The organism is Streptomyces sp. NPDC006512, from assembly GCF_040611935.1.
Lineage (GTDB): Bacteria > Actinomycetota > Actinomycetes > Streptomycetales > Streptomycetaceae > Streptomyces.
The window spans coordinates 35,409-51,810 of sequence record NZ_JBEXPG010000066.1 but is presented as its reverse complement, the minus strand read 5'-3'; the positions used below and the strand labels follow the sequence as shown (position 1 = coordinate 51,810).

Sequence of the window (16,402 nt, the reverse complement as noted above, 5' to 3'; positions counted from 1 at the left end):
CACTCGCTACGACAAAACCCGCGAGTCCTACCAGGCAGCCGTCACCATCGCATCCCTGTTCCTCTGGCTAAAGCCCCTTTGAAGACACTGCCTAGGCCGCTTTTTCCGGTCCAGCCGTCTCTTCCTGTGCCTCTCAGGGGCGACCCGAGTGGAGGGCCGCCAGGCCACGCGCGTGGTGGAATGCCGCCGCGGCATCCTGGTTGTCGGTCCAGGGAGCCGCTCCGCACCACCCGCCGATGAGCCGGAACTGCGCCAGGGCCTCCGCGTACCGCCCCGTCTTCACGAGTACGGCGGCGTACAGGTGCCGTATCGCGGGAAGCCGGCGGTCCGCAGGGTCGGCCTGCGCCAGATCGGCCTGAATGCGGGCGAGCATGGGCTTGGTGGCCCAGGTGCGGTAGGCCGCATCGCCGTCCTGGAGGGCCGCTTCGTACACGGCGTGCAGGTAGATGCCCGAGATCAGGCTTCCGGCCGGAGCCGCGGCGGCGGCCTGCTTGGCGAACTTGAACATCAGCTGGTGGGAGCCGTGCCACTTCTCGCACCAGTACTGGAGGGCCTGCCAGTGCGCGTCGTAGTGCTGCGGCGCACGGTTCGTGACCTCGCTCCACAGGCGGCGGAACTCGTCGTGCGGGACCCCCAGTCCCCGCGCGGCGGCGACCATCGTGATCCACGGCGACGGATCGCCCGGTGCCAGCCTGGCCGCCTCCTGGGCGGCGTACATGGAGGTCGGCAGCAGCTCGCCGAACAGGGCCACCTGCTCATCGGAGGTCTGCTTGATGTACTTCTCGCCGCGCGCAGCCCAGGCGCGGAGCAGCAGGGCGTGGGCGTGTACGACGACGGCGTCCGCGTCCTGCGGCCGCTTGGCGCGCCAGATCCGCAGCCAGCGCTCGTCCTCCACGGCCAGATCCGCGAACACCTCGACGAGCCGCCAGCGCTCCGCCCAGTCCTGGCGTTCCGCGGTGTCCGCGAGGAGCCCGGCGGCGGGTTCCCAGGCGCCGTTGAGGGCGGCCTCGACGGCGAGGCGCAGTGCCGGCTCCTCTCCGGGCGGGCCGGAGCGCCGGCTGTCGAGCTGCTCGCGGGGGACGAGGCCGTAGGCGGAGGCGTCGAAGTGCCGGGCCTTGCGGTTGCGGACGACGTTGCGGGTGGTGTGGACGAGCGCCCAGAGGAGGGTGGCCAGACCGACGACGGTGATGATGTTGGTGAGCACGAGGGGTCATCATCCCTGGTCAGGGTCACGGCAAGCGAACGCTGCGGCAAAGTACCGGACTCGTTTCGGTCTCGGGTCCACCCGCCTTCCTCGAGGTAGGAGCCGTACAGCTGTCTGCGGCCGTGGGTGGGGTGGGTGGTTCGGGGGCTCGCGTTCCGGCTCGGCCCGAACCATCTTCGTGGTACCGCTGTATCAACAATATGGTACGTTCGTATCACGAAGAACGGATCTGCCTGGAGGTGCCCCGTGCCCGAGAACACGACCCGAGCGCGACGAGACATCGGCCGCTACGTGAGCGACGAGCTGCGCGACCGCTACTTCGCCACCTGCGAAGTCCTCTACGCGAAGGGAGCGCCCATCCGATCCGAGACGGACGTCGAGACGAGCTTCGGCACCACCCACGTCTACCGGTACGGACCCACGGACCCGGCAGCCGAGTCCCGCACGCCCGTGGTCCTGATACACGGTTCGGGCGGCTGCTCCGCGCAGTGGTACCCCAACACCGTGGCGCTCAGCGCCGACCGGCCCGTCTATGCCCTCGACACTCCCGGCGACCCCGGCCGCAGCGTCCAGCGCGAGCCCATGTGGCAGCCCGAGCGTGCGGCGCAGTGGATGGACGAGGCCCTCGACGCGCTGGGCCTCGACAAGGTCCACCTGGTCGGCTCCTCGTACGGCGGCTGGCTGGTCATCAACCAGGTCCACCTCAGGCCCGGACGGCTCGCCTCCGTCACCGCCCTGGACCCGGGCGGCCTGGAAAAGGTGGGCCTGCGCTTCTTCGTCTGGATCTTCGCCAGTCTCTTCGCCACCTACGCCCCCAAGGCGTGGCGCCCCCGCCTCGCCGCCTGGCTGGAACAGCCGGTGATCATCGTTCCCGAGCTGCGTACGTGGATCCAGGCCGGCGTGAAGGCCTTCCGGATCCGCCGCCCCGCACCACTGCCGCTCTCGGACGCCGAACTGGGCTCGATCCGCACGCCGTTCTACCTGATCATGGGCAAGCGCAGCCTGCTCGTACACCCCAAGCGGCAGCTGGAACGCGTACCGCGCCTGATCCCCGGCGCCCGCGCCGAGATCGTCGCCGCGACCGGTCACGGCCCGCAGCTCGACCACCCCGACCTGGTCAACGGCCGGATGCTGAGCTTCATGGAGGACGTCGACTCCCTCGATCCGGCGGCGGCCCGGGGTGCCGCGGACGCGTAGCCGCGAGGGCCGCCGACGCGGACTTCCCCGACCTCGCCGCGGCCGTCGAGCAGCAGCGGCGCTCGCCGTCGGTGCTGGCCGGACCCTCGACCGATTGTTGGGGACATGATGAATCCCGCTAGGGTGCCTTGATCACCGCCCCAGGTGACCGAACCGACACCTCCGAGGGGACCATCGTGGCCACTCCACCACCGCAGCAGGGCTCGGTCCCGCAGCACCAGCACAACCCGTACGCCCAGCAGCCCGGCCAGGGCAACCCGTACGCCCAGCAGCCCCAGCAGCCGCCGGGGCACGGCAATCCGTACGCGCAGCAGCAGCCCCCCGGCCACGGGAACCCGTTCGCCGCGGGCCCGCCCCAGCAGGGCGCCCCCGCCCCCTACCCGGGCCACCAGGCACCGCCGCAGGGCGGCCCCGGCTGCCGGCTGTGCGGCGCGCAGCCGGCGGCGCACGCGACCGTCAGGGGTCACCAGGGCCTGGTCCTGATGATGCGCTCGCTGAGCGTGCAGGGGCCGTTCTGCCGTGACTGCGGGACCGCGACCGTCCGGGACATGTCCGCGAAGACGCTCTGGCAGGGCTGGTGGGGGCCGATGTCCCTGCTGCTCACCCCGATCACGGTGCTGCGCAACCTCGGCCCGAGGTCGACGTTCGCCGGGCTCACGGCCCCGCAGGGCGGATTCCGCCCCCCGCTGGACCCCGGCAAGCAGTTGCGGCGGCGCCCGCAGGCATTGGTCGTCTCGGTGCCGATGGCCCTGTCCCTGCTCTTCTACGCGACGTTCATCGTCATCGCCGTGGCCACCGGCTGACCGGCGTCCGACCGACGTGACCGTACCCCCGGAGGCTTCCGCGGCATTCGGGGGCAGGTAGGAACCCTGGCGTCGGCAAGATCGACTGTTGCAACAGGCCCTGGTATTGGCTGTTTGGGGACTCGTCCACTCCTCCGACGACGCGACGGCCCGCCGGTCTTCGACCATGAACTCGGCCGGGCCGACTCCCTGGGCGAGGTCGCCGCCCTGCGGGCCGTCCTGACCGCACGCCGCACCACCCCGCGGGAGCCCGGCCCCGGGATGAAATCGCACATCGCCCGTCGCGTCCGCCTGACCTGAAACACGGGGCGGGACATTTCGCCGCGTGACGACCGCGCCGACGGCGCGACGAAAACGAAGGCGCGGTGCGACGGGTCTGATCGAGGTGGCCGAGGCCCGCACGCAGGCGGCCACCCCCGCTGCCTCCGGCGACACCGCGGACCGCGCGAGCGGTCCGAGAACCGCGGCGGGCACCAGCAGGGCGGGTGGACCGCGTCAGCGACGGTGGGCGTGTCATCCCAATGGGGCGATGTGCGGCACCGTGGATCAGGCAAGACTCTTGCGAAGCCCCACTTCGCCCCGGAGGTTCCATGTCGAAAAACGGCGCGCCCCGCACCGACGTTCCGCGTGAGGCCCCGGCGCGGGCGCCGCTCGTTCTGGCGTCCCTGATCACCGTGGCCGCGGTGGCCAACCTGAACCTGTCGGTGGCCAACGTGGCGCTGCCCGCGATCGGGAAGGCCTTCGACTCCTCCCAGACCGCGCTGAACATGGTCGCCGTCGGGTACTCCCTCGGCCTGGCCGCATCGGTGCTCTATCTGGGTGCGATCGGCGACCGCCACGGGCGCAAGCTGCTCCTGATCCTCGGCGTCGCCCTGTCCATTCCCGCCTGCCTGCTCGCCGCGTACGCGCCGAGCGACACCGTCCTCGTACTGGCCCGGATCCTCGGCGGACTCTCGGCCGGCATGGCCTACCCGACCACCCTGGCGCTGATCACCGCCCTGTGGGCGGGGCCGGGGCGGACGAAGTCGATCGCGCTGTGGTCGGCGCTGGGCGGCGGCATCTCCATGCTCGGGCCGGTGATCGCGGGCGCGCTGCTCCAGCACTTCTACTGGGGGTCGGTCTTCCTCGTCACCCTGCCCCTCGCCGTGGTCGCCCTGGTCATGGCCCTGCTGTTCGTCCCCGCGCACGCCAACGAGTCGACCGAACCGGTGGACAACCTCGGCGGCATCCTGTCCGTCCTCCTGATCGCCGGACTGGTGCTGGGGATCAACTTCGCCGTCGTCCCCAATGAGGGGGCACTGGCCGTCGGCCTCATCGTGGTCGCCCTCGTGGCCGGAGCGGCGTTCATCTGGCGCCAGCGCCGGGCCCCCAACCCGCTGTACGACCTCCACATCGCCCGCCGGCGCACGTTCTGGGTCGCCGCATGCGCGGGAATCATCGTGTTCGGCTCCATGATGGGGTCGGCGTTCATCAGCCAGCAGTACCTGCAGAACGTGCTCCAGTACAACGCCGTCGAAGCCGGCGCCGCCATCCTCCCCCTCGTCGTGATGATGGTGCTCGTGGCACCACGGTCCGCGAAGCTGGTCGAGACGCACGGCGCCCGCACCACCCTGCTGTTCGGCTACCTGTTCCTCTTCCTCGCCTTCGGCTGGATGCTGCTGTTCTGGAGCGAGGACAGCAGCTACTGGCAGATCGGCCTCGCCTACGTCCTCGTCGGCATCGGCGCCGGCTTCGCCGGGACGCCCGCATCGCACTCGCTGACCGGATCGGTGCCCGTGCGACGGGCCGGCATGGCCTCGGGCACCGCTGACCTGCAACGGGACCTCGGCGGGGCCATCATGCAGTCCGTCATGGGCGTGCTCCTCATCGCCGGGTACGCCTCGGCCTTCAGCGCGGCGATCGCCGCTTCCCCCGAGGGCAAGGACGTGTCGGACCAGGTCCAGAGCGAGCTGACGAAGTCGTTCGCCTCCGCCGGCGAGGTCGCCCAGCAGCACCCCCAGTACGCCGACCAGATCGTCGCGGCGGCACGCCAGTCCTTCCTCCACGGCGACGACTGGGCGTACACCGTCGGCCTGGCCGCGATCGCCCTGGGCGCACTGCTGATCTTCTTCAGGTTCCCGCACCGGGACGCCGAGCGGGAACTCCTCCTGCGCTACTACACCGAGGACTCCGCCACCGCCACCCCCGAGCGACCGAACGGACCGGGAGCCTGAGGGGCCAGTCGGCTGACCGACCGCTAGCAGCTCAACCGTGAGCAGGAGCCCCTAAGGTGTGGAGCGGCAGTCGATGATCGATCAGAGGGGAAAGTTCCTTGAAGATGAAGCTGAGTGCGATAACGCTCGACTGCCCTGACCCGCTCGCTCTCGCGGCGTTCTACCAGCAGGCCACCGGCCTCGCCCCCCATCCGAAATCGGACGCCGACTTCGCCGGCCTCAACGGTGAGCACGGGCTCCTCATCGGCTTCCAGCGGGTCGAGGACCATCAGCCTCCGAGCTGGCCCGACCAGACCGTCCCCCAGCAGCTGCACCTCTGCTTCGACGTTGCCGACGTGGAAGAGGCCGAGTCTCGCCTGCTGGAACTGGGAGCGGGCAAGCCGGATCGGCAGCCCGGGGAGGGCAAGTGGCGCGTGCTCACCGACCCGGCGGGGCACCCCTTCTGCCTCGTCAGGGCTGGTCAGGGAACGCAGGAGCCACCCGAGTGAAACGGCACTGCCCGCGCATCGATAGACGGGGCACCCCGCACCACGGCGATGCGTTGGTGGTCAGTGGTCGTGCCGCGCGCCGTGTTCCAGCCGTTGGGTCCGGGGCGCGAGGGCAGCGGTGCCCAGGGGGTTCGGGCGTGGTTGCCGGTCGGGACCTGTCGCGGTGAGGGGGATGCCCAGGCTCTGGCACATTCGGTGGGCGCGGGCCAGGGCGCTGAGAGTCATGGGGGAGGGGTGGGACGTCGGGAGTTCGACGGTGACCTGGCGGGGGCGGTGGGTATGGACGAGCGCCTCGATCTGCAAGGCGGCCGCGGCGCGGTTGGTGATGTCCAATTCCCGGGGGACCTGGATGCGGAGGGTGTCGTCGGTGATCTGATGGGTGATGACCATGGTCAGCCTTCCGCCTTCCGCCTCACCGGTTGGACGGCACCCGCCCGGCGCATGGGATTCCGGTATCAGTGTGGGATGTATGCCGGGCGAGTGCGAGGCGAGCCGGCCTCGCTCGCGCCGCCGCACGCCGATGACGCGAGCCCGTCCGCGGCCGGTCCTCGCAGCCCCGATCCCGCCGCCCTCTCTCTGACCGCCGGCGACCATGCCCTGTCGTACTGGGACTCCCACGGCGCCGGGAGGCCCCCGCTCGCGCCGCAGGAGCACCTCTGAGGTTCAGTCCTTCGCGGTCCGGGCCCCGGCCCTCGGGCCGGTCTGGCGGATGATCGCGCCCGACCAACGCGGTCACGGTGACTCTGACCGGGCCGACGATCGCATCCGCGCCGGCTACCCCGCAGACCTCGTCGTCCTCCTGGCCAAGGCACTAGGCATCGGTCGGGTCGTCTACGACTAGCCTGTGGTCCGCCGCCGGGCGAACGGTGCCCGGCGGCGGAGCGCGGGGAGTACGAAGGTGAGAGGCATCAGGTGGGCCGGCGCAGCGGCCGCCGCGATCGCGGCGGCCGCGGTGGCGGGCTGTTCGGCCGGTGCGACGGCTGCGGACGGCTGGGTCCCGGAGCGGTCCGCGACGGCGAAAACCCCCGCGCGGGCCGGCGGGGATCCCTCGCGTGCCGCGGTCACGGCGGAACTCGCTGCCGCCGCCACGGCCACGGGGATGCCCCGGGGTGAGGTGTGGCCCCTTGCCGAGGGGGAGCTTGCCGACTGCCTAGCCGACTGGGTCGGCAGCGGCCCCGCGGACGAGAGGCAAATGGCGGCCCTCGAAGCCGCCCTGACGGAACGCGGCTGGCAGGTCACGGCCCGGCGAGGGGGAGCCGTACCAGCCGTGGCGCTGACCAGCGGCGCCTGGCGCCTGGAGGTCCACGACGGCGGCATCCTGCAACGCCTGACCATGGTGGCCACCCACTCCGGCCAGACCTGTCGAGAGGCCCTCCGGCGGCAGGAAGCGACGCGGGGGCCGAGAGGGTAGGTCCGTCGGGCGGGCCCGCTGGGTGTGGTCCGGGAGCGGCACCACGCGAAGGAGTTCCGCGCGCACAGGCCAGGGCCGCGCCCGGCCAGGGTGGTCGGGTCGGCGACACGGGCTGCTCGCCGTGCCGGTCGGGTAGAGCATCCCGCCGGTCCCGGTGCCCCGGGGACGACATCAGCGTCCCGCCCGCACGCGGGGAGGCGGCGCGATCGGACAGTTTTAGCGGTACTGGGCGTGCCGTCGGGTGCTCGACTCCACCAGCTCCCTCCCTCATCCTCATCCTCATCCGGCCGGCCGTAACCGGGCGATCGGCCACCAGCAGCCGGCGCAGGCTCCCTGGGCCCCGTACCGACGGGCGTCTCGGACCGGGCATACCCGCCGTCGGCACCCGGGGCCGCTGACCACTCGGTGTCGACGACTGCCGACGCTCAGTCGCCCCCGCAACCCGACCCGCAACCGGAGCCGCAGCCGCCGCCGTTGTACCGGTTGCCCGAGCCGCTCCCACGCCCCCGGGACGACGAGCCGCTCCCGCGCCCCCGTGACGACGAGCCGCGCGGGGCGTTCCGGCGGCGCGCCTCCGCCGCGCGCTGCGCCTCCCGGTAGCGCTCCTCGCGCTCCCGCTCCTCGCGGAGCCGCTCGCGCTGCCGGGCAGCGCCGTCCGCCGGCTCCCACGGGCCCAGCCCGTGGCGGCGGTCCGGGCGGAGCGGGACAGTCGTCACGGTCGCGTACATCCGCCCCATCTCCTGCTGGTGGTATTCGGCACAGGCGTATTCGAGGACGACTTCGTCGCCCTCAGCGAGGGTGCCGTAGAGGACCGCTTCGAAGGGCTCGTGCTCGGGGTCGATGTCGTGGTGCCCGTTCCCCGCTCCGTACGCCGAGCCGCTGCCCAGGAGGCGCGTCCTGGCGTGGGTGTCGCTCTTGCGGGGAACGTACGCGATCAGAGGCGCCGCCGAGCGGGTCCGGGCGTCCGAGCACACCCAGTGGCGCCCGTCCGCCCCGGCGCGCACGCCTACGATCAGGGCCGGCTGCGGCTCCCCGTGCAACCGCCGGGCCGCCCGGTAAGCGAGCTGGCCCCGGCCGTAAATGGTCGTACCGGCCACGAGGAGCACCAGAGCGACGCCCTGTTCCCCGACGGCGTCATAGGCGACGTCGGGCGCGGTCGATCCCCCGAACAGGCCGTCGGCGAGGATGGCGGCGGAGACCAGGCAGAGCACCAGCCCGAGGTAGACCTGCCGGTGTCCGCGGTGGCCGTCCGATTCCGGGGTGCCTTCGGGCAGTGGGAAGCGGCGCCCTCCCGCAGCGGCGAGGGCCAGCGCCCGCTGTCTGCGTCGGGCCCGCAGCCGCAGACAGCTTCCTGTGAACGCGACGGCGCAGGCGGCGAGGATGACCACCCACCCCGCCCTCGCGGGCTGGTCCACGCCGCCGGGCCGGCCGAGAACCAGAACTGCTTCCACGGCGACGAACACGGCCGCCGGTACGGCCGCGACCGGAACGTGCCGGTACCAGAGCGGCAAGGCGGTCAGCAGGATCAGACCCGGATACCTCCGCCAGTCCGTCCCGTCCCCGGGCCCGCTGTGCCAGGCAGCGGACGCGGACGAGAGCCCGAACAGCATGACGTACGCCGCCGCCACCAGGACGGCCAGGACCCAGCCGCCCACGGCCGGGGCGAGAACGGCCGGGACGGCCGCCTTCCGCCACCGTTCGGCGTCGGCCACCGGCCAGGTCGCGACGCCGCCCCGGGACCGGGACGCGACACCGTCCCGGGCCACCGACCAGGTGCCGGCACCGTCTCCGGGCAGAGCCCCGACCGGCAGATACTTGATGTGATACGCCGTCACCGAACCACCGCCACGCGCCCCCGTATGCCCATCCCAGCCCCCTCACTCACCCGTGCCTTCCCGGCCAGTCTGCCCGCCAGGTCCGATGCCTGAAGCGTGCCCGCCCACGGCTTCCACCACAACAGGACCGGACCCGAACCGAGTTGTCCGGCCGGGAATCTTCAGGGCGTGGGCGTGAACTTCGTCGCGGCGGGCGCCGCCGCGGCTTCCTTCACCACCTTCATGCCGCCCGGGACCCCGGCGTCGGGCTTCAGGATCACGCTCTGCCGGGTGGAGGGCGCCTTCGGGTCCGAGAAGTCGTGGGTGATGCCGAAGCCGTTGTCGTAGGACTTCAGGCTCAGCAGCGCCGCACGGATGCCCTCCCGGGTCAGGTCCTTGTCGGCGCACGCCTTCTTCAGCACTTCGCCGAACAGGGCGCCGGCGGTGAAGCCGGCCACCACACCGTTGTCGAGCCCGGAGTCCGGGTACTCCGCCTTGTACGCGGCCGCCAGCGCGGCCGGGTCCGCCTCCGCGGAGCCGATCGGCAGGGCGGAGGAGGCGACGTAGTAGTCCTTCTGCAAAGCAGCACCGGCAGGTGTGGCCAACAGCTGCGGGGCGAAGGCCGAGTTGTTGCCGACGATCGGCACGTTCCAGCCGCCCGCCGCGGCCACCCCGACGAGCGAGGCGGCCTGGCGGGGCCCGGCGCTGATCACCACGGCCTTGACCCCGGCCTGCTTGAGTGCGGCGACCTGGGCCGTCATGTCGTTGTCGGTCGGCTTGATCTTCTGCTCGACGACGGTCAACCCGGCCTCCGCGGCCACGGCCTTGGCCCCGGTCAACGCGTTCTCGCCGTAGTCGCCCTCGAAGTACACGTGCCCGATCCTGTCGCCCGAGGCGATCCGCTTCTGGTCCAGGAGGAAGCCGACGGCGTTGATGGTCTCCACGTCGTACGTCGCGCCCACCGTACGGATGTACGGGCTGCCCAGCAGCGAGGCCGACCAGGCCTGCGGGATGACCAGGCCCTTGTCCCGGCCGTCGATCCGCTCCTTGACCGCCGAGACGAACGGGGAGCCGATGAACTGGGTGAAGCCCAGCACCAGGGGCTCCAGTTCGGTGTAGGCGGCGAGGGCCTTCTGCGGGTCGTAACCGTGGTCGCGCACCTCCAGCTCGACGGTGCGGCCGCAGATGCCGCCGGCGGCATTGGTCTGTTTGGCCCACAACTGCTGGGCCTGGGTGACGCTCTTGCCGAGGGACGCGTAGACGCCCGTCATGTCGGTGAGCGAGCCGAGCCGGATGGTCTTGTCGCTCACCCCGACCCCGGCCTTGACCCCGCCCGCGGCCGGCTCGTCCCCGGCGGTGCCCGCGGCGGGCTTCGCCTTGCCGCTGCACCCGGCGGCGCCGGTCAGGACGAGCGCGGCCGCCAGGGCCGCGGCAGAGAGCCTTCTTCTGTTCACGTTCGCTCCTTCGGGGGTGTGGTGCGGTTCCGGACGGTCCGGGTGACGCCCGTGAGGCCGCCGGGCAGGAACAGGACGACCGCGACGACCGCCGCGCCGTAGAGGTAGCGGGAGGCCTCGCCCGGCGACACCCCGCCCGTTCCGGGGGCGGACACCAGCGGGAGGGCGTCGCCGTAGCGGGTGAGCAGTTGCGGCAGCAGGGAGACGAAGACGGCGCCGACGACGGCGCCCGAGACCGTACCCAGGCCGCCGATCACGATCATGGCCAGGTACTCCAGGGACAGGACCATGCCGAAGTAGTCGGGCACGGTCCGCTGGAAGACGAGGGCGAGCAGGACGCCGGCGAGCCCCGCGTACATGGACGACAGGACGAAGACGGCGGCCCGGTACCGGGCGACCGCCACCCCCATGACCCCCGCGGCGATGCTGTGGTCGCGCAGGGCGTTCATGGCCCGGCCGGGCCGGCCCCGCAGGACCCCGCGCGCGAACAGGGCGCCGCCGAGGAGAGCGGCCAGAGCCACGTACCAGAGCTTCTCCGCGGAGTGGAAGGGGACGGAGGCGATGACGGTCTCGGTGTCGTCGAAGGTGAAGCCGAAGAGGGACAGCGGCTCCACGGCACGGCCGTTGAAGCCGCCGGTGAGGCTGGTCGCGTTGAACAGCAGGTGCTGGCCGATGAAGATCAGCGCGAGGGTGGCGATGCCGAGGTACGCCCCGCGCAGACGGCCGGCGATGGGGCTGAAGAGACCGCCCGCCGCCCCGGCGAGGGCGACGGCCAGGGCGGCCGCGAGCCAGCCGGGCAGGCCGAGCCCGACCAGGGTGTGGCCGCCGGACGCGCCGCCGTCCCCGGCGAGCGCGCAGTACCCGTACGCGCCGACGGCGAGGAAGAAGGCGTGGCCCATCGACAGCTGACCGGTGGCCCCGGTGAGCAGGTTGAGCCCGATGGCCCCGATGGCGGCGGCGATCGCGAACAGCCCGGCCTGGAGCCAGAACCGGTCGAGGTAGAACGGCAGCGCGAGGAGCACCAGGCCCGCGGCTGCCGCGCACACGCTCCGGACGCTCGCCGACCGAGGCCGGCCGGCCGCCCGGGAGGCGGCGGCCCCGGTGCGCCGCACGGCGCTGCGGGTGTCAGACACGGGCGAGCTCCTTCGTGCCGAGGAGTCCGGCGGGGCGGACCAGCAGGACCGCGACCATCACCAGGTACGGAGCGAGGTCGCCGATGCCGCGGCCGAGGAAGGCCAACTGGCTCTGGTAGCCGGTGGCGAGCGCCTCGGTGACTCCGATGATCAGGCCGCCCGCCAGAGCGCCCGACGTGGAGTCGAGGCCGCCGAGGATCGCGGCCGGGAAGGCCTTCAGCGCGGCGAGGGAGGTGGCCCGCTCCAGACCGGGGGTGGGAAAGACCGTCAGGAAGAGCGCGGCCACGGCGGCCAGGGCCCCCGCCACCGCCCAGGCCGCGAGCGAGACCCGACCCAGCCGTACGCCCATCAGCGCTGCCGTCTCCGGCCGTTCGGCGGTGGCGCGCATGGCCACGCCCCAGGAGGTGTGGCGGAACACGAGCAGGAAGACCGTGATCAGCAGGCCGGCGGCGAGGATCGCCGCGATCCTCGTCTGGGGCACCGTGACCGGCCCGAAGTGGACGACGCGATCGCCCCACGGATCGCCGAGCGAGAGCACGTCCGTGCCGATGCGCCGGGTGAGGTCGGTGATGAGGAGGATGTCGACGCCGATGGTCACGATGGCGAGCACGTTCTGGTCCTGGCCCCGGTAGCGCCGCATCACCAGGAACTCGATCGCCGCCCCCACCGCCGCCGCCGTGAGCACGCCCGTCAGGAGGGCGCCCCAGAAACCGAGCTCCTCGTGCAGCGTCGCCGTGACGTACCCGCCCGCCAGCAGCAGGGAGGCGTGGGCGAAGTTGACCACCTCGGTCGCCTTGAAGATGACCACGAAGCCGAGGGCGATCAGCGCGTAGACGGATCCCATGGAGAGCCCGCCGAGGAGCAGTTCGAGGAAAGTGGTCATGCGGCCGGCTCCTCCTCTCCGAGGTACGCGCGGACCACCGCGGGATCGTTCTGCACCTGCGCGGGAGTTCCGCCGCCGATGCGCCTGCCGAAGTCCAGTACGGTCACCGCGTCCGCGAGCCGCATCACCACCCCCATGTCGTGTTCGACCAGCACGATCGAGATGCCGAGGCCATCCCGGACGCCGGCGATGACGGCGGCCGTACGCTGCCTCTCGTCCGCCGTCATGCCGGCGACGGGCTCGTCCAGGAGCAGCAACCGGGGCTCGGTGCACAGCGCCCGGGCCAGCTCGACGAGCTTCTGCTTCCCGTACGGCAGGGAACCCGCGGGCGCCGCCAGGTGTTCTTCCAGGCCGACGAACTCGGCTATCTCCCGCACCCGTTCACGGTGCCGGCGCTCCTCCCGGGCGGCGGCGGGCAGCCGCAGCCCCGCGGCCAGGAACCCGGACCGCATCAGCCGGTGGCGGCCCAGCAGGAGGCTGTCTGCGACGCTGGTGTGCGGGGGCAGCGCCAGGTTCTGGAAGGTACGGGCGATGCCGAGGTCCGCGACGGCGTGCGGGGCGAGGCCCGTCAGCTCGGCGTCCCCGAACCGGACGCTGCCGGCGGAGGCCCGGTACACCCCGGACAGCACGTTGAAGCAGGTTGACTTGCCCGCCCCGTTGGGCCCGATGACGGCGTGGACGCTGCCGGGTTCCACAGCGAAGGACACGGAGTCGAGGGCGGTCAGGCCGGAGAAGCGGACGGTGACGTCGGTGACGGTCAACGGCGGGGGAGGGGACGGGGGCGCGCTCACGCCGACCACCTGCCCAGCTCACGCCGCTCCCGGGAGGGAGCCGGTACGGAGCCGTCCCCATCGGAGATGCCGAGGTAGCGGCGCCGCACCTCGTCCGAGGCGGCCAGCTCGGCGGCCGGGCCGTCGAGGGTCACCTCGCCGACCTCCAGGACGTACGCGTGGGAGGAGAGGCGCAACGCCAGTGCGGCGTTCTGCTCGACGAGGAGGACCGAGGCGCCCGAGGCGTTGATCTCGGTGATGGTCTCCGCGATGGTGGCGGCCATCCTGGGCGCCAGCCCGAGGGTGGGTTCGTCGAGCAGCAGCAGGCGGGGGCGGGCCATCAGGGCGCGTCCCAGTGCGAGCATCTGCTGCTCGCCGCCGGACAGCAGCCCGGCGCGCTGCCGCGCCCGCCGGCCCAGTACGGGGAACAGCTCGTGGACCCGGGCGAGGGAGCGGGCGGTGTCGGCGCGGGATCCCGCGCGGCCGCCCAGTGCCCCGGCCCGCAGGTTGTCCGCGACGGTCATCCGCGTGAACACCTGCCGCCCCTCGGGGACCTGTACCACTCCCGCGGCGACGACCCGGTCCGGACCGAGTCCGTCCAGCGGCCTGCCGTCGAAGCTGATGCTCCCGCCCGTCACGGCGCCGCGGTGGAACCCGAGCGACCGTGACACCGCGCGCAGCAGCGTCGACTTCCCCGCGCCGTTGCCGCCGAGCACGACGACCACCGCGCCGGCCGGCACGTCGAGCGACACCGAGCGCAGGGCCCGGACCGGCCCGTAGCCGACGGACAGCGCGCGCACCTGTAGCGAACCCACGTCCTCCTCCTTCCTCTGCACGGCCCAGACGGGCACAGCCCAAACGGGCCTTCGCAGGGCCTTCCATGCGGCCTCTGTGCTGGCGCACACCCCAACACCGGGCCGGGGCACCCGTCCACGCCCGGATGCGGAATCGCTGCCGATGACCAGCCGGAACCGGAACGCGTTGTGCACCGGCACAGACCTGCTGCGCGCGCCCCTGACGGCGGCCGAGACGGGTGGCATCCTCGGCGGCCATGGGCGGCGGACGCAGAACGCGCACGGAAGAGGAATGGACGGTCCTGCTGTCGGCGGCGGACGTGCTGATAGCCGACATCCCCGGACTCACCGACCACCTCATCGAGGACCTGGCGAAGCACTCGCCGCTCTTCGACCTGGCGGTCCCGCGCGACGAGCACTGGCAACAGGTCAGCGAGGCCATGCACTACGGGATCGAGGCCTTCGCCGCCCGCCGGTCCGCCCCGCGCAAGGACCTCGCGTACGCCGAGGAGTTGGGCCGCCGGCGCGCCGAGCAGGGGTTGCCGCTGGACCTCCTGCTCTACGCGTACCGCAGGGCGGGGCGGCTGACCTGGGACGCGCTGCTGGACATCGTCACCGAGAAGGAGCCGGAGGCGCTGCCGGTGCTGGCCCGCGCGGCCGGGGCCATGTGGGCGGGCATCGAGCAGCAGGCGACCGCGACCGCCGAGGCGTACCGCACCACGGAGGTGGAGATGCGCCGGCGCAGCGACGAGAGGGTGCAGGCCCTCCTGGACGCCCTGCTGGAGGGGGACACCTCGCAGGCCCTGGCCGCCCAGGTGGCACTCGCCCTGGACCTGCCCGAACAGGGACGGTACGTGGTGGTGGTGCTCCCGGCCGACCGGGGCGAATCGGTGCACCGGGTGGCGGCGGCGAACGGGATGCGGCTGTTCTGGCGGATGCGCACCGAGCGGGAACTGGCCGTGGTGGCGTTGGGCGACTCCTCGCCGGCCGACCTCGCGGCGGAGCTCGCGGACCGCTGTCCGGGACCGGGCGGCATCAGCCCGGTGGTGGACGGACTGGCCGAACTGGGCCGGGCCCGGCGACTGGCGGAGACGGCGCTCCGCACCTGCGGGCAGGAGGAACGGGTACTGGTGCAGCTGGCCGACCGGCTGCCCACCGCGCTGGTGGTGCGCCAGCCCGAACTCTCGGCGGAGCTCGTCCACGCCGTCCTCGGCCCCCTGCTGGACCTGGACCCGGCGGACCGGGCGATGCTCCTGGAGACCCTCGACGCCTGGCTGGCGGCGGAGGGCTCGGCGGGCCGCGCCGCGAGCCGGCTGTACTGCCACCGCAACACGGTCTTCAACCGCCTGCGCCGACTGGAACACCTCACCTCGACGTCCCTCTCCCGTCCCCGCGACCTGATCGCCCTGACCTTGGCACGGGACGCCTACCGCCTGTCGGGCGGCTGACCACACCACCCACAGACGAGTCCGGTGAAAGCGTGGCTGGACAGGAGAAATCGCTCGATGCTGCCGTCCAGGCAGCCGGGAGCCGTTCCGGCGATCAGCTGACGTGGGCGGCGATGGTTCTCGCACAGACCAGGGACTCGGTACGGGTCGTGTCCACCTCCAGGTCATAGACCACGGCCTCGTGCACCACATCCGCCTGCGACGCGGCCATCCCCCGGATGCGGTCTCCTCGTGCGAGCTCACGGCCTGCGGCGACCGCGCCCTCACACCTGACGCCGACCCACAGCACGGACAGTTCGCCGAGGGCCTTCCGCCACCGCCGCTGGGACCCTGCTCCGCCGAGGAAGACGTCATCGATGATGACCCCGGCGCCTGCCCGGGCCATCGCCGCGACGCCGTCCATCCAGGCCGCCTCCAGCGCCCGGAACTCCACCCCGACGTTCACCCCGCCGTCCGCCGCGAACACGATCCCACCGTCCGACGCCCGCATCTTCGCGGGCAGGGCGTCGACCAACGAGTCGCATCCGAACGTCAGCCACGGATCCGGCAGTACTGCCTGCAGGCACCGTGCAATCCCGGACTTCCCCGAGCTGGAACCACCGTTGAGAATGATCACCTGAATCGTCACCGCGCCACGGTACGGCGCCTGCCCCGTGGGCACGCAAGGGATATCGGGACACACTGCTCTGCTGGCACAACCCGGTGAACCTCCCGGGCACGGCACTCGGAGCAGCTCGTCCGCGGCCCCGCGCACGACGTCGCACAGCTGGTGTGCGGCGGGGACCGGGGG

At 72.4% G+C, this 16,402-nt stretch carries 16 protein-coding genes; 7 read left to right on the top strand and 9 right to left on the bottom strand.

Going from position 1 to position 16,402, the window contains the following annotated elements; translation table 11 throughout:
* Window positions 1-133: 133 nt before the first annotated feature.
* The gene (locus tag ABZZ17_RS33265; protein WP_356881783.1) at window positions 134-1,204 is read right to left on the bottom strand and encodes a DUF4034 domain-containing protein; all 1,071 of its coding nucleotides are present in this window, start codon (window positions 1,202-1,204) and stop codon (window positions 134-136) included.
* Between the two features lie 246 nt (window positions 1,205-1,450).
* On the opposite strand from ABZZ17_RS33265, the gene ABZZ17_RS33260 reads away from it, so the two are divergent.
* From ABZZ17_RS33260 to ABZZ17_RS33240, 5 genes are all read left to right on the top strand, one after another.
* Window positions 1,451-2,401 (top strand): alpha/beta hydrolase, encoded by a 951-nt coding sequence (locus ABZZ17_RS33260; RefSeq protein WP_356881782.1) that lies wholly within the window; start codon window positions 1,451-1,453, stop codon window positions 2,399-2,401.
* A 176-nt stretch (window positions 2,402-2,577) separates the two neighbouring features.
* A complete protein-coding gene (locus tag ABZZ17_RS33255) occupies window positions 2,578-3,204 on the top strand; it encodes a hypothetical protein (protein ID WP_356881780.1) in 627 nt (208 codons plus the stop codon).
* Between the two features lie 114 nt (window positions 3,205-3,318).
* Window positions 3,319-3,504, top strand: coding sequence for a hypothetical protein (locus ABZZ17_RS33250; RefSeq protein ID WP_356881778.1), 186 nt, complete (start codon window positions 3,319-3,321; stop codon window positions 3,502-3,504).
* A 290-nt stretch (window positions 3,505-3,794) separates the two neighbouring features.
* Complete coding sequence (locus ABZZ17_RS33245; protein ID WP_356881776.1) at window positions 3,795-5,417, top strand: MFS transporter; 1,623 nt, start codon at window positions 3,795-3,797, stop codon at window positions 5,415-5,417.
* A gap of 104 nt (window positions 5,418-5,521) precedes the next feature.
* Window positions 5,522-5,905 carry a VOC family protein gene (locus tag ABZZ17_RS33240; RefSeq protein WP_356881790.1) on the top strand — a complete coding sequence of 128 codons (384 nt, stop codon included), beginning with the start codon at window positions 5,522-5,524 and terminating at the stop codon, window positions 5,903-5,905.
* Window positions 5,906-5,965: 60 nt separating this feature from the next.
* On the opposite strand, the gene ABZZ17_RS33235 is transcribed toward ABZZ17_RS33240, so the two are convergent.
* A complete protein-coding gene (locus ABZZ17_RS33235; RefSeq protein WP_356881773.1) occupies window positions 5,966-6,295 on the bottom strand; it encodes a hypothetical protein in 330 nt (109 codons plus the stop codon).
* A gap of 508 nt (window positions 6,296-6,803) precedes the next feature.
* Between ABZZ17_RS33235 and ABZZ17_RS33230 the strand changes: the two genes are divergently transcribed.
* Window positions 6,804-7,316, top strand: coding sequence for a hypothetical protein (locus ABZZ17_RS33230; protein WP_356881771.1), 513 nt, complete (start codon window positions 6,804-6,806; stop codon window positions 7,314-7,316).
* A 425-nt stretch (window positions 7,317-7,741) separates the two neighbouring features.
* Here ABZZ17_RS33230 and ABZZ17_RS33225 read toward each other — a convergent pair whose 3' ends face one another.
* The 6 genes from ABZZ17_RS33225 to ABZZ17_RS33200 form a co-directional block, all read right to left on the bottom strand.
* Window positions 7,742-9,151, bottom strand: coding sequence for a hypothetical protein (locus ABZZ17_RS33225; protein WP_356881769.1), 1,410 nt, complete (start codon window positions 9,149-9,151; stop codon window positions 7,742-7,744).
* 161 nt (window positions 9,152-9,312) lie between these two features.
* A complete protein-coding gene (locus ABZZ17_RS33220; RefSeq protein WP_356881789.1) occupies window positions 9,313-10,554 on the bottom strand; it encodes an ABC transporter substrate-binding protein in 1,242 nt (413 codons plus the stop codon).
* Window positions 10,555-10,580: 26 nt separating this feature from the next.
* The gene (locus ABZZ17_RS33215; protein ID WP_356881767.1) at window positions 10,581-11,717 is read right to left on the bottom strand and encodes a branched-chain amino acid ABC transporter permease; all 1,137 of its coding nucleotides are present in this window, start codon (window positions 11,715-11,717) and stop codon (window positions 10,581-10,583) included.
* Window positions 11,710-12,600: a branched-chain amino acid ABC transporter permease gene (locus ABZZ17_RS33210; protein ID WP_356881765.1), complete on the bottom strand. Its 891-nt coding sequence runs from the start codon at window positions 12,598-12,600 to the stop codon at window positions 11,710-11,712. The genes ABZZ17_RS33215 and ABZZ17_RS33210 overlap by 8 nt, the downstream gene beginning before the upstream one ends.
* Window positions 12,597-13,391: an ABC transporter ATP-binding protein gene (locus tag ABZZ17_RS33205; RefSeq protein ID WP_356881763.1), complete on the bottom strand. Its 795-nt coding sequence runs from the start codon at window positions 13,389-13,391 to the stop codon at window positions 12,597-12,599. The genes ABZZ17_RS33210 and ABZZ17_RS33205 overlap by 4 nt, the downstream gene beginning before the upstream one ends.
* Complete coding sequence (locus tag ABZZ17_RS33200; protein WP_356881761.1) at window positions 13,388-14,185, bottom strand: ABC transporter ATP-binding protein; 798 nt, start codon at window positions 14,183-14,185, stop codon at window positions 13,388-13,390. Before ABZZ17_RS33200 ends, ABZZ17_RS33205 begins: the two co-directional genes overlap by 4 nt.
* A gap of 236 nt (window positions 14,186-14,421) precedes the next feature.
* Here ABZZ17_RS33200 and ABZZ17_RS33195 point away from each other — a divergent pair, with 236 nt between their 5' ends.
* On the top strand, window positions 14,422-15,612 hold the full coding sequence (locus ABZZ17_RS33195) for a helix-turn-helix domain-containing protein (RefSeq protein ID WP_356881759.1): 1,191 nt from the start codon (window positions 14,422-14,424) through the stop codon (window positions 15,610-15,612).
* A 94-nt stretch (window positions 15,613-15,706) separates the two neighbouring features.
* Here ABZZ17_RS33195 and cpt read toward each other — a convergent pair whose 3' ends face one another.
* On the bottom strand, window positions 15,707-16,240 hold the full coding sequence (gene cpt / locus ABZZ17_RS33190; protein ID WP_356881757.1) for a chloramphenicol phosphotransferase CPT: 534 nt from the start codon (window positions 16,238-16,240) through the stop codon (window positions 15,707-15,709).
* Between the last annotated feature and the right edge of the window lie 162 nt (window positions 16,241-16,402).

What these genes read in the sequence shown, in the direction of transcription:
- ABZZ17_RS33245 (WP_356881776.1), top strand. Translation starts at nt 3,795, where the DNA reads ATGTCGAAAAACGGCGCGCCCCGCACCGACGTTCCGCGTGAGGCCCCG.
- ABZZ17_RS33240 (WP_356881790.1), top strand. Translation starts at nt 5,522, where the DNA reads ATGAAGCTGAGTGCGATAACGCTCGACTGCCCTGACCCGCTCGCTCTC.
- ABZZ17_RS33235 (WP_356881773.1), bottom strand. Translation starts at nt 6,295, where the DNA reads ATGGTCATCACCCATCAGATCACCGACGACACCCTCCGCATCCAGGTC.
- ABZZ17_RS33210 (WP_356881765.1), bottom strand. Translation starts at nt 12,600, where the DNA reads ATGACCACTTTCCTCGAACTGCTCCTCGGCGGGCTCTCCATGGGATCC.
- ABZZ17_RS33195 (WP_356881759.1), top strand. Translation starts at nt 14,422, where the DNA reads ATGGGCGGCGGACGCAGAACGCGCACGGAAGAGGAATGGACGGTCCTG.